Raw genomic sequence first — 12,469 nt, forward strand, 5'->3', positions numbered from 1 at the left:
ATGTCGGACGAGGTCGATCACCGCCGCCGCGGATCCCGGTACCGGGCACGCAGGCGCGCCGTCTCATTACTGTTCGAGGCGGAACTCCGCGACGCAGACGTTGTGGAGCTCTCGGAGGAGCGCCGAAAGATGGGTGCGGATTCCCACGAGTTCCACGACGTGGCGCCGTACACGATGGAGATCGTCACCGGTGTGGCTGAGCGGTTGGACCGGATCGACACCATGATCTCCGAGCACCTGCGGGAGTGGACGCTGGAGCGACTTCCCGCAGTCGACAGGGCGGTGCTCCGCGCCGGCGCGTGGGAACTGCTTTTCGGCACCGACGAGATTGATTCCGCCGTGGTGATCGACCAAGCTGTCCTCCTCGTCTCCGATCTCTCCGCCGAGAAGTCGGTGCCCTACGTCAATGCGGTCCTGGACCGAGTTGCGAGCCTGGCGGACCACATCCGGGCGGCTGAACGCGCCGTGTCGAATCTGCCCGAGTCCGGGGCCCCGGCCGCAACGGGAGGTGACCCGGACGTGTCACAGCCCACGTCCGACACGTCGGAACCGACTACCGGGGACTGATATAGTTCCATCCCGAAAGCTATCCCTTTAACGAGCCGTCCAGCGAGGCGGACAAGGAGGTGGTGATCGGTGAGCGCTGACGGTTCGCATTCGAACTCGGTGTCACTCTTCACGTCCCACGACGTCGCCAGGACGGTCTCTCGTCTGGCACATCAGATCATCGAACGCACGGCTGCGGACGCGCCTGACTCGGGCCGGGTGATCCTGCTCGGAATCCCCACACGAGGCGTACCGCTCGCCACCCGCCTCGCAGAACGAATTCGCGAGTTCAGCGGGGCCGATGTGTACGCGGGTGCGCTCGATGTGACCCTGTACCGAGACGACCTCGCCGGGGGCCCGCACAGGCCTATGAATCCCATGCGTGTCCCGTCATCGGGGATCGACGGGGCAACCGTCATCCTGGTCGACGACGTCCTGTTCTCGGGCCGCACCATCCGAGCTGCGTTTGACGCGCTGCGCGATCTGGGCCGACCCGCTCGCGTCCAGCTGGCCGTGTTAGTCGACCGCGGGCATCGCGAACTGCCGATTCGGGCCGACTATGTCGGCAAGAACGTTCCCACCTCCCGCGACGAGGGTGTTTCCGTTCAGCTGACCGAGATCGACGGTGTCGACGCGGTCGTGTTACACCGGCCCGATCCAGAGAGGCCCTGATGAAGCATCTGCTCTCCGCCGCGGATCTCGATCGCGATGCGGCGCTGTCCATCCTCGACGAGGCGGCGCGACTCAAGGAGATGCTGCTGGGCCGCGAGGTCCGCAAACTCCCGACGTTGCGAGGAAAGACCGTGCTCACGGTCTTCTACGAGAACTCAACCAGGACCCGTGTCTCCTTTGAGACCGCCGGGAAGTGGATGAGCGCGGATGTCATCAATGTCTCCGCCAGCGCCTCGTCCGTCCAGAAGGGCGAATCGCTGAGGGACACCGCTCTCACTCTCACCGCGATCGGTGCCGACGCGCTGATCGTCAGGCACCCGGCCTCCGGATCAGCCCAGCAGATCGCCGGTTGGGTCGCACCCGGAGGGAACGGGCCGTCGGTGATCAACGCCGGAGACGGGATGCACGAACATCCGACCCAGGCACTGCTGGACGCGATGACCATTCGGGAGCGCCTCGGGGGCATAGCGGGCCGACGAGTCGTGATCGTGGGCGACGTTCTGCACTCCAGGGTCGCCCGCTCAAACGCTCTACTGCTCTCTACCCTGGGTGCCGAGGTCGTGCTCGTCGCGCCTCCGACGTTGCTTCCCGTCGGCGTCGAGACGTGGCCGGTGCGCGCATCCACTGACCTCGATGCGGAATTACCCGGTGCCGACGTCGTGATGATGCTTCGTGTGCAGGCCGAGCGGATGAACGGCGGCTTCTTCCCGTCGGCCCGTGAATACGCGGTGCGATACGGGCTCGGTCCGGCACGCACGGCCGGGCTCGGCGACCAGGTGGTCGTCCTCCACCCAGGTCCCATGGTCCGCGGAATGGAGATCGGTTTCGACACGGCCGATGCCACGTCTTCCGCGATCCTGCAGCAGGTGACCAATGGTGTGCACGTCCGTATGTCGGTCCTGCTCCACACACTTGTCGGAACGGAAGGAAACACCGAGTGAGCACCGCCCACGACCCGCCCCTGCTTCTCCGCGGGGTTCGCCCATACGGGGAGGGGGACCCTGTCGACATTCTGGTCAGCGATGGACTCATTGCCGCAATCGGCACTGACGCCGGCGAGCGGTTGCCCGCCGATACGCAGGTCCACGATCTCGCTGGCGCGGTTCTTCTCCCGGGTTTCGTCGATCTCCACACGCATCTACGCGAACCCGGCCGCGAGGACACCGAGACCATCGCCACCGGATCCGCTGCAGCCGCGCGCGGCGGCTACACCGCCGTGTTCGCGATGGCCAACACCCAGCCGCCGCAGGACAACCAGACGGTGACCGACTCGGTGTGGCGCATCGGGCGCGAGGTCGGACTCTGCGATGTCCATCCCGTCGGAGCCGTCACCGTCGGTCTGAAGGGTGAGCAGCTCACCGAGATGGGCCAGATGGCCTCCGGCGAGGCGCGGGTGAGGCTTTTCTCCGACGACGGCATGTGTGTCTACGACCCGCTGGTCATGCGCCGCGCACTCGAGTATTCGGCAGGTTTGGGCGTGCTGATCGCCCAGCATGCCGAGGAGCCACGTCTCACGCACGGTGCGGTGGCTCATGAGGGCCCCAATGCCGCACGGCTCGGACTGACCGGCTGGCCCAGGTCCGCTGAGGAATCTATTGTCGCCCGGGACGCGATCCTCGCCCGGGACGCCGGTGCCCGCGTGCACATTTGCCACGCGTCGACTACCGGCACCGTGGAGTTGCTTCGGTGGGCGAAGGAACAGGGGATCTCGATCACGGCCGAGGTCACACCACACCACCTTCTGCTCGACGATTCCCGTCTCGATACGTACGACGGCGTATACCGGGTCAACCCGCCCCTTCGGGAGGCACACGACACCCTCGCCCTTCGCCAGGCACTGGTCGCCGGAGTTATCGACTGCGTCGCGACAGATCACGCCCCGCACGCTGCGCAGGACAAGTGCTGCGAGTTCGCGGCAGCCCGGCCGGGAATGCTCGGGCTCGAAACCGCATTGCCCATCATCGCTGCACTGCTGGTCGAGACCGGCGACATGACGTGGCGTGACCTCGCCCGGGTCATGAGTGTCCGACCGGCCGAGATCGCCGGACTCACGGATCAGGGTCGGCCGATCGAGGTGGGAGAGCCTGCCAACCTCGCCGTCGTCGACCCCGACTCACCGTGGACCGTGGTCGGTGACGAACTCGCGAGCCTGTCCGCCAACACCCCGTACGAGGGAATGACCTTCGCGGCCAGTGTCGTGGGAACCGTGTACCGGGGCCGCATGACCAATCGTCAAGGAGAGGTCATCGAATGAGTCAGAACTTCTGGACCGTTGTCGTCGTCGTCGCACTGTTCGTGGGATTGCTCGGGCTGATGGCACTCGGGTGGCGCAACAGGACCCGACGCCAGTCGGGTTTGTTCTACGAGCTGCCCAAACTCCCCGCTGATCCCGGAGAGATAGTGCTCGGCCCGCTCAGTGGCGTCTACATCGGCAGCACCGAGGCGGGGGATTGGCACGCTCGGATCGCCCGCGCTCCTCTCGGCCACCGCTCGGCAGGAACTATCACCGCACACACCGGCGGAATCCGGTTCGAACTCGCCGGGCACACCGTCTGGATCCCGCGCACGGATCTGGTCGACGTGCGGCGCGAATCGGCGCTGGCCAACAAAACCGTGCCCGGGGGTGGCATTCTCGTCGCCCGCTGGCAGGTGGAGGGTGATGACGGCCGAACGTTCATCGACTCCGGTTTCCGCGCCGACGACAAGGACACCTACCCCCGCTGGGAAGCGCTGCGCGGAGACGCCACAACCGATCAGCCAGACACCCCCCGCTCCACCACCGAGGAGAAGCAGTGACATCGCACAGCACCACACCAGCCGCACCGGGGGCACCGCAGCCCGCCGCGCTCGTCCTCGAGGACGGTCGCATCCATCGCGGCACCGCCTTCGGTGCTACCGGCACCACCCTCGGTGAGGCCGTGTTCACCACCGCCATGTCGGGCTACCAGGAGACCCTGACGGACCCGTCGTACTGCCGCCAGATCGTGGTCACCACCGCACCACAGATCGGTAACACAGGTTGGAACGACGAGGACGGCGAGTCGCTCCTCGACGGCGTCGACGGCGGCGGTCGTATCTGGGTGTCCGGGTTGGTCATCCGTGATCTGTCCCGCCGGACTTCCAATTACCGGGCACAGCGCAGCCTTGAGACCGAGATGATCGCGCAGGGGACGATCGGCATCGCCGGTGTAGACACCAGAGCGGTCGTCCGCCATATCCGCGACCGCGGCGCCATGAAGGCCGGGATCTTCTCCGGAGCGGATGTGACCGACGACGCATCGATGCTCGCCACAGTAAGGTCCCAGGATTCGATGGCCGGGGCGTCGCTGTCAGCCGAGGTCACGACCGAAGCGGCATACATCGTGGAACCCGAGGGCGAGCCCCGCTTCTCGGTGGCCGCGCTGGATCTCGGAATTAAAGCCAACACACCCCGAATGCTCGCGGAGCGGGGTGTCCGGGTCCATGTGATCCCGGCCGAATCAACACTGGAGGATGTTCTCGATCTGGACGTCGACGGGGTATTCCTGTCCAACGGCCCCGGCGATCCGGCAACGGCCGACCAGGCGATCCACCTCACCAAGGAGGTCCTCAGCCAGGGCATCCCGTTCTTCGGGATCTGCTTCGGCAATCAGATCCTCGGCCGGGCACTCGGCCTCGACACATACAAGATGCAGTTCGGGCACCGCGGCACCAACATCCCGGTGATCGAGAAAGCTACCGGGGCGGTGGCGATCACTTCGCAGAACCACGGTTTCGCGCTGCGCGCACCCGAAGCGGAGACCTGGGAGACCCCGTGGGGTACCGCGACCGTCACCCACGTGTGCGCAAACGACGGCACGGTCGAGGGCGTGGCCCTGACCGACGGTTCCGCGTTCTCCGTCCAGTACCACCCGGAAGCTGCCGCGGGCCCCCGTGACGCCGCCAACCTCTTCGACCGCTTCGTCAGCCTGCTGGGCTCCTCCGCAGGCGGCTCCGACGACTCCAGAAAGGGCTCGAACTGATGCCCCGCCGCACAGACATCAACCACGTCCTCGTGATCGGATCCGGACCGATCGTGATCGGACAGGCATGCGAATTCGACTACTCGGGTACCCAGGCATGCCGGGTGCTCCGCGCCGAAGGCCTGCGTGTGACGCTCGTCAACTCTAACCCCGCCACGATCATGACCGACCCGGAGTTCGCCGACGCGACCTACGTCGAGCCGATCACCCCGGAATACATCGACAAGATCTTCACCAAGGAGGCCGAGGACGGGCACCCGATCGATTCCGTCCTCGCCACCCTTGGCGGGCAGACCGCGCTCAACGCCGCTATGCAGCTCGACGCTCAGGGCATCCTGGCCAAGCACGGGGTGGAGCTGATCGGTGCCGACATCCCCGCTATCAACCGCGGCGAGGACCGCCAGATGTTCAAGGACATAGTGGCGAGCGTCGGTGGCGAGTCGGCACGCAGCGCCGTCTGCTACACGATGGAGGAGGTCCACGCGACCGTCGCCGAGATGGGCCTTCCGGTCGTGGTCCGCCCGTCGTTCACCATGGGCGGCCTCGGCTCCGGCATGGCGTACACCACCGAAGACCTCGAGCGAATCGCCGGCGGAGGGCTGTCCGCCTCTCCCACCGCGAACGTCCTCATCGAGGAGTCCATCCTCGGGTGGAAGGAATTCGAGCTGGAACTCATGCGCGACCACAAGGACAACGTGGTCGTGGTCTGTTCAATCGAAAACGTCGATGCGATGGGCGTTCACACCGGTGATTCGGTGACCGTCGCCCCGTCCATGACCCTGACCGACCGTGAATTCCAGAACATGCGTGACCTCGGCATCGATATCCTGCGGGCCGTCGGGGTGGACACTGGTGGCTGCAACATCCAGTTCGCCATCAACCCCGCTGACGGTCGTCTCATCGTGATCGAGATGAACCCACGGGTCTCGCGGTCGTCGGCACTGGCCTCCAAGGCGACGGGCTTCCCGATCGCCAAGATCGCCGCCCGCCTCGCGATCGGGTACTCGCTGGACGAGATCACCAACGACATCACCGGTGTCACCCCGGCCTGCTTCGAGCCGACGCTGGACTACGTGGTGGTCAAAGCGCCCCGGTTCGCGTTCGAGAAGTTCCCCGGCGCCGACGACACCCTCACCACGACCATGAAGTCGGTGGGTGAGGCGATGAGCCTCGGTCGCAACTACCGGGAGGCGCTCGGCAAGGTCATGCGATCGCTGGAGACCAAGGCCGCAGGCTTCTGGACCCTGCCAGACGAGTCGATCGCCCCGGGCCGGTCGACGGACGTCGCGGCTGTTCTGGACGACCTGCGTCGCCCCACCGAGGGACGTATGTACGACGTCGAGTTGGCTTTGCGTCTCGGCGCGACGGTCGAGCAGGTCCACGAAGCCTCGTCGATCGACCCGTGGTTCATCGACGAGGTCGCCGCTCTGGTCGAGCTGCGCCAGGTCATCGTCGATGCACCCGTGGTGGATGAGAAACTGCTCCGCGAGGCGAAGCACAACGGTCTGTCCGATGCTCAGATCGCCGCGCTGCGGCCGGAGTTCGCCGGCGCCGAGGGCGTTCAGCGACTCCGCCACCGGCTCGGTGTACGACCCGTGTACAAGACAGTCGACACCTGTGCCGCGGAGTTTGAGGCCAAGACGCCGTACCACTATTCGACCTATGAACTCGATCCCGCCGCGGAGTCGGAGGTGGCCCCACAGACCGAGCGAGAGAAGGTCATCATCCTGGGCTCGGGCCCCAACCGTATCGGCCAGGGCATCGAGTTCGATTACTCGTGTGTCCACGCCGCACTCACCCTCTCCGAGGCCGGCTACGAGACGGTGATGGTGAACTGCAACCCCGAGACCGTCTCCACCGACTACGACACGGCCGACCGCCTCTACTTCGAGCCCCTGACGTTCGAGGACGTCATGGAGGTCTACAACGCCGAGGCCGGGTCCGGGACCGTCGCCGGAGTGCTGGTTCAACTCGGTGGTCAGACCCCGCTCGGACTAGCCGCTCAACTCGAGGCGGCGGGGGTTCCGATCGTCGGCACGAGCCCGTCGGCGATCGACCTCGCGGAGGACCGCCGGGAATTCGGCGAGGTGCTGATGAAGGCCGGTCTCCCGGCCCCCGAGTTCGGTACCGCCATCACCGCCGCTGAGGCAACCGCGATCGCGGGAAACATCGGCTACCCGGTGCTCGTGCGCCCGTCGTACGTGCTCGGCGGCCGCGGCATGGAGATCGTGTATGACGAGGAGTCGCTGCGCTCCTACATCGACCGTGCGACTGAGATCAGCCCGGATCGTCCGGTGCTGGTCGACAGGTTCCTGGACGACGCGGTGGAGATCGACGTGGACGTGCTCTGCGACGGCACCGAGGTCTACCTCGGCGGCGTCATGGAGCACATCGAGGAGGCCGGCATCCACTCCGGCGACTCCGCCTGTGCACTTCCCCCCATCACCCTGGGTCAGGACGATATCGACCGGGTCCGCCGCTCCAGCGAGGCACTCGCGTTCGGTATCGGCGTGAAGGGGCTGATGAACGTCCAGTACGCGCTCAAGGACGACATCCTGTACGTACTCGAAGCGAACCCACGGGCGTCCCGCACGGTCCCGTTCGTCTCCAAGGCGACCGGCGTCCACCTGGCCAAGGCCTGTGCGCGCATCATGCTCGGAGAGTCGATCGCGGACCTCAAGGCCGAGGGACTCCTGCCCTCGGACCGGGACGGCGGATCCCTTCCGGCCGATGCGCCCGTCGCCGTCAAGGAAGCGGTACTGCCGTTCAACCGTTTCCGCACACCAGAAGGCAACGCCGTCGACTCGCTACTGGGCCCCGAGATGAAGTCGACCGGCGAGGTCATGGGCATCGGGCCCGACTTCGCCGTCGCCTTCGCCAAGGCACAACTCGGCGCCGAGGGCGTGTTACCCACGTCCGGCACGGTGTTCGTCTCGGTGGCTAACCGGGACAAGCGCTCGATGGTGTTCCCCGCGCAGCGTCTGGCCGCGCTCGGGTTCACCGTGCTGGCCACCGAGGGCACGGCACTCATGCTTCGCCGTTACGGGATCACCTGTGAGACCGTCGCGAAACTGACGGAGGCTGGAGCCGGCCCCGTCGACGAGCAGGGCCAGCCTGTACGGACGATCGTGGACAGGATCAACGCGGACGAGGTGGACCTGATTCTGAACATCGCGTCCTCGACGGGCGGGACTCGTGCGGATGGTTACGAGATCCGGTCCGCCGCGATCTCGCGTCGAGTCCCTTGCGTGACGACGGTCCAGGGCGCTACCGCGGCAGTGCACGGTATCGAGGCGATGCAACGCGGCGACGTGACTGTCAGCCCTCTGCAACAGTTGCACGCGGGGTTCGCTACCCGATGACCGGCACCGCGTCGGTGCGGGTCTCCTTCGGAACACGCCTACACCAAGCGGTCACCGACCGCGGGAACCTCTGTGTAGGGATCGATCCCCACCCGGAGCTGCTCCGGGCATGGGGGCTCGGCGTCGACGCGTCCGGGGTCGCCGATTTCTCCAAGAGATCGATGGAGGCGTTCGGCGACCTCGTCCCGGCCATCAAGCCGCAGGTCGCGTTTTTCGAGGAACACGGTTCTCATGGCCTGGCGGTTCTCGAGGACCTCCTGGGCTCCATCGGGGAGACGGGGGCGCTGTCGATCGCCGATGCCAAGCGAGGCGACATCGGTTCGACGATGGCCGGGTACGCACGTGCCTGGCTGCGAGACGGCTCCCCGTTGGCGTGCGACGCGCTGACGGTGTCCCCGTACCTCGGGGTTGGTTCACTCGATGCGGCATTCGATGAGGCCGTCGCCTCAGGGCGAGGCTTGTTCGTCCTGGCTCGCACTTCGAACCCGGAGGCGGGCGCACTCCAGGGCGCCGCCGTAGGAGGAGGGACCGTCGCTCAGTCGGTGGTGGATGAGGTCGGACGACGCAACTCCACGGCAAGCGTCGCCGGCACCGGTACGGGGAGCCCCTCGCACGGGTCCTTCGGAGTCGTGGTGGGCGCGACCGTCGCCGACCCGCCACTGCTGGACTCGCTCGGTGGTCCGGTCCTCATGCCGGGCGTGGGGGAGCAGGGAGGGACTCTCGAGGACGTGCGTCGCATCGCCGGGTCCGCATTGGGGCAGACGTTGGTCAACATCTCACGTCACGTGCTCAAGGCCGGTCCGGATGTCGGGGCGATGCGTGACGTCGTTCTGGATCTGGCATCGAAGTACAGGTTCAGCGACGAGCCGTGAGTAGCCCTGCACCACAGTGGGTCACCGGAGTCTCACTGTTCACGGTTCACTGCCCCAGGTGTGCCGCCGCTCGTGGAATTTAGGACATTTCAAATCGCGTCGGGAAGCATCCGGGGCTATCCTGCCAGTAGGCTCAACATGCCAATGCGCAGTTCAGACGGGGTGCTACGTCAGCACCCCGTTGGGGTACGAGGTCAGATGGCCGCGTACTGTTGCCAAGGTCATCAGGCTCGGTGCTGTGGACGCCTTCCGCTAGGGAGTCGGAAGCACCCGGGTACGGTGAGTACGAGGGAGCGCCCGCTCTCGACGTGATCCGCATACCGCGGACGCGCCGGGGACGGTCACCGCACACCAATCGTGGATGTCCTACGGTGGACACCCGCGTGAGTCATGAGACACACACGAACGAGACGGAGGAATTGTGGCCCTTCCCCAGTTGACCGATGAGCAGCGCGCTGCTGCTCTGGAGAAGGCGGCTGCGGCCCGTCGCGCCCGGGCAGAGCTCAAGGAGCGCCTGAAGCGTGGCGGCACCGACCTCAAGCAGGTTCTCAAGGACGCCGAGAGCGACGAGATCCTCGGCAAGATGAAGGTCTCCGCACTGCTCGAGGCTTTGCCGAAGGTTGGCAAGGTCAAGGCTCAGGAGATCATGACCGAGCTTGAGATCGCGCCGACGCGTCGTCTGCGTGGTCTCGGTGACCGCCAGCGCCGCGCGCTGCTCGAGCGGTTCGACTTCACGGTCGACTGATCGACGAATGAACACACCGTTGTCCGGGGAGAAGCCCCCGGGGACGACGGCGAAGAGGGGCCGGCTGATCGTCTTGGCCGGCCCCTCCGCCGTCGGTAAGTCAACCGTTGTCGCCCGTCTTCGCGAGCGAGTCTCTGACCTGTATTTCAGTGTCTCCATGACCACCCGGGATCCGCGCCCCGGCGAGGTCGACGGGCGTGATTACTTCTTCGTGACCACCGAGGACTTCCGTGCAGCCGTCGCGGAGGGCCGAATGCTGGAGTGGGCGGAGATCCATCGCGGCCTGCAGTTGTCCGGCACCCCCGCCGAACCCGTTCTTCGCGCTCTGGAGGAGGGGCGACCAGTCCTCATCGAGGTGGACCTTGCCGGGGTCCGTCAGATTCGCGAGTCCATCCCGGAGGTCACGACGGTTTTCCTGTCCCCGCCTTCCTGGGAGGAACTCGAGGTCAGGCTCCGTGGTCGGGGGACCGAACCGCATGAGGTCGTGGGCCGCCGGCTGGAGACAGCCAAGGTCGAGATGGATGCGCGTGAAGAGTTCGACGCGGTCGTCGTCAACGACGAACTCGAGGTCGCGGTCGACGAGTTGGTATCATTGCTGGTCGGCCACGAATAGCGTCGGCCCGATCACGTCATCACGAACATAATCCCAGAGCACGACCCCAGGTAGTACCCAGAGGAGAACCCATAGTGGCCACCATCGAAGCCGCAGCGGCCGCCCCGCTGTACGACACCCCCATCGGCATCACCAACCCCCCGATCGATGAGCTCCTCGAGCGGGCGTCCTCCAAGTACGCCCTCGTGATCTTCGCGGCCAAGCGTGCGCGCCAGATCAACTCCTACTACAACCAGATCGAGGAGGGCATCCTCGAGTACGTCGGGCCGCTGGTCGATCCGGGTCTGCAGGAAAAGCCCCTGACCATCGCGCTGCGCGAGCTGCACTCTGACCTCCTCGATACGGCCGAGGGCGAGTGACCCCCTCCGGGGACGATCTGCGCGCTAAGCGCGTCGTCGTCGGTGTTGGTGGCGGCATCGCCGCCTACAAGGCCTGTGGCCTCATCCGGTTGCTCACCGAATCCGGGTGCCACGTCGACATCGTCCCCACAGAGGCCGCCCTCCGTTTCGTCGGGTCGGCCACCTTCGAGGCACTTTCCGGCAACCCGGTCTCGACAGGCGTGTTCTCGGACGTGCCTGCGGTCCGCCATGTCGCCCTCGGGCAACGCGCGGACCTCATAGTCGTCGCCCCCGCGACCGCGGATCTGCTCGCGCGGGCCGCCACCGGGAGGGCGGACGATCTACTCACCTCCACGCTCCTCACCGCGAGGTGCCCGGTCCTGCTGGCACCGGCGATGCACACGGAGATGTGGGAACACCCCGCCACGCGGCGCAACGTTAGAACCCTTAGGGGCGACGGTATCCATGTCATGCCCCCGGCCTCCGGTCGGCTCACGGGCGCGGATACCGGTGCCGGACGGCTACCAGATCCGTCTGACATCGCGCGGCTGGCGTTCCTCCTACTCGACGGCGGCGAACTCCCATGGAATCTCCAGGGAAAGAACATCGTGGTGACCTCCGGCGGGACCCGCGAGGAGATCGATCCCGTTCGATTCCTGGGTAACCGGAGTTCCGGAAAGCAGGGTCATGCGATCGCGGCTGTCGCCGCCGCCCGCGGTGCCGAGGTTACGCTGATCACGTCCTCCGAGCTGCCCACCCCAGCGGCGGTCCACTCCGTCCCGATCGAATCCGCTCTGGAGCTGCGCGAGCACACCCTGAGCGCGGCGGTGAGCGCGGACATTGTTATCAAGGCGGCTGCGGTCGCGGACTTCCGTCCGGCGGACGTGTCCGACTCCAAGCTCAAGAAGGACAGCGGTTCCGAGCCCGCCGAGATCCGGCTCGAGCGCAACCCGGACATTCTGGCGGACCTCGTCGCCGCACGCCTGGGCGGCGACATCCCTGCCGACTGTCTTCTGGCCGGCTTCGCCGCCGAAACGGGCGACTCCACTGGCTCTGTCCTCGAGCACGGGCGCGCCAAATTGGCCCGGAAGGGGTGCGATCTCCTCGTTGTCAACGAGGTGGGAAGGAACACCACCTTCGGCCACGACGACAACGGCGGGTGGATCCTCGATTCCGCGGGCGGCGAAACGTTCCTCGAGCATTCGAGCAAGACACTGCTGGCCGACCGCATCCTCGACGCGGTCGTTGCGATGATGCAGAGCCCCACCGCCCGGGGCCACGCGGAGCGCACCGACTAGTCTGTTTTCACGCGATCTGACT

General features: G+C 66.3%; 12 protein-coding genes. All 12 read left to right on the forward strand.

Going from position 1 to position 12,469, the window contains the following annotated elements; translation table 11 throughout:
• The 12 genes from nusB (at position 1) to coaBC (ending at position 12,447) form a co-directional block, all read left to right on the forward strand.
• The gene (gene nusB, locus ON04_RS11060) at positions 1-567 is read left to right on the forward strand and encodes a transcription antitermination factor NusB (RefSeq protein WP_010541682.1); all 567 of its coding nucleotides are present in this window, start codon (positions 1-3) and stop codon (positions 565-567) included.
• A 69-nt stretch (positions 568-636) separates the two neighbouring features.
• Positions 637-1,218, forward strand: a complete 582-nt coding sequence (gene pyrR, locus ON04_RS11065; protein WP_010541683.1) for a bifunctional pyr operon transcriptional regulator/uracil phosphoribosyltransferase PyrR — start codon at positions 637-639, stop codon at positions 1,216-1,218.
• Positions 1,215-2,159 carry an aspartate carbamoyltransferase catalytic subunit gene (locus tag ON04_RS11070; RefSeq protein WP_193350619.1) on the forward strand — a complete coding sequence of 315 codons (945 nt, stop codon included), beginning with the start codon at positions 1,215-1,217 and terminating at the stop codon, positions 2,157-2,159. Before pyrR ends, ON04_RS11070 begins: the two co-directional genes overlap by 4 nt.
• On the forward strand, positions 2,156-3,472 hold the full coding sequence (locus ON04_RS11075; protein ID WP_010541685.1) for a dihydroorotase: 1,317 nt from the start codon (positions 2,156-2,158) through the stop codon (positions 3,470-3,472). The genes ON04_RS11070 and ON04_RS11075 overlap by 4 nt, the downstream gene beginning before the upstream one ends.
• Positions 3,469-4,014, forward strand: coding sequence for a PH-like domain-containing protein (locus tag ON04_RS11080; RefSeq protein WP_010541686.1), 546 nt, complete (start codon positions 3,469-3,471; stop codon positions 4,012-4,014). The genes ON04_RS11075 and ON04_RS11080 overlap by 4 nt, the downstream gene beginning before the upstream one ends.
• Positions 4,011-5,219 carry a glutamine-hydrolyzing carbamoyl-phosphate synthase small subunit gene (gene carA, locus ON04_RS11085; protein ID WP_010541687.1) on the forward strand — a complete coding sequence of 403 codons (1,209 nt, stop codon included), beginning with the start codon at positions 4,011-4,013 and terminating at the stop codon, positions 5,217-5,219. The genes ON04_RS11080 and carA overlap by 4 nt, the downstream gene beginning before the upstream one ends.
• Entirely contained in the window at positions 5,219-8,581 is a 3,363-nt protein-coding gene (gene carB / locus ON04_RS11090) for a carbamoyl-phosphate synthase large subunit (protein ID WP_010541688.1), read from the forward strand. Before carA ends, carB begins: the two co-directional genes overlap by 1 nt.
• On the forward strand, positions 8,578-9,453 hold the full coding sequence (gene pyrF / locus ON04_RS11095; protein WP_010541689.1) for an orotidine-5'-phosphate decarboxylase: 876 nt from the start codon (positions 8,578-8,580) through the stop codon (positions 9,451-9,453). Before carB ends, pyrF begins: the two co-directional genes overlap by 4 nt.
• 421 nt (positions 9,454-9,874) lie before the next feature.
• On the forward strand, positions 9,875-10,198 hold the full coding sequence (gene mihF, locus ON04_RS11100; protein ID WP_007631925.1) for an integration host factor, actinobacterial type: 324 nt from the start codon (positions 9,875-9,877) through the stop codon (positions 10,196-10,198).
• A gap of 7 nt (positions 10,199-10,205) precedes the next feature.
• Complete coding sequence (gmk, locus tag ON04_RS11105) at positions 10,206-10,811, forward strand: guanylate kinase (protein WP_010541690.1); 606 nt, start codon at positions 10,206-10,208, stop codon at positions 10,809-10,811.
• Positions 10,812-10,885: 74 nt separating this feature from the next.
• Positions 10,886-11,170 (forward strand): DNA-directed RNA polymerase subunit omega, encoded by a 285-nt coding sequence (rpoZ, locus tag ON04_RS11110; RefSeq protein ID WP_010541691.1) that lies wholly within the window; start codon positions 10,886-10,888, stop codon positions 11,168-11,170.
• Positions 11,167-12,447, forward strand: a complete 1,281-nt coding sequence (coaBC, locus tag ON04_RS11115; protein ID WP_010541692.1) for a bifunctional phosphopantothenoylcysteine decarboxylase/phosphopantothenate--cysteine ligase CoaBC — start codon at positions 11,167-11,169, stop codon at positions 12,445-12,447. The genes rpoZ and coaBC overlap by 4 nt, the downstream gene beginning before the upstream one ends.
• Positions 12,448-12,469: the final 22 nt, after the last annotated feature.

Origin of the sequence: Dietzia alimentaria 72 (assembly GCF_000226215.1) — a bacterium.
In the GTDB taxonomy this organism is placed as follows: domain Bacteria; phylum Actinomycetota; class Actinomycetes; order Mycobacteriales; family Mycobacteriaceae; genus Dietzia; species Dietzia alimentaria.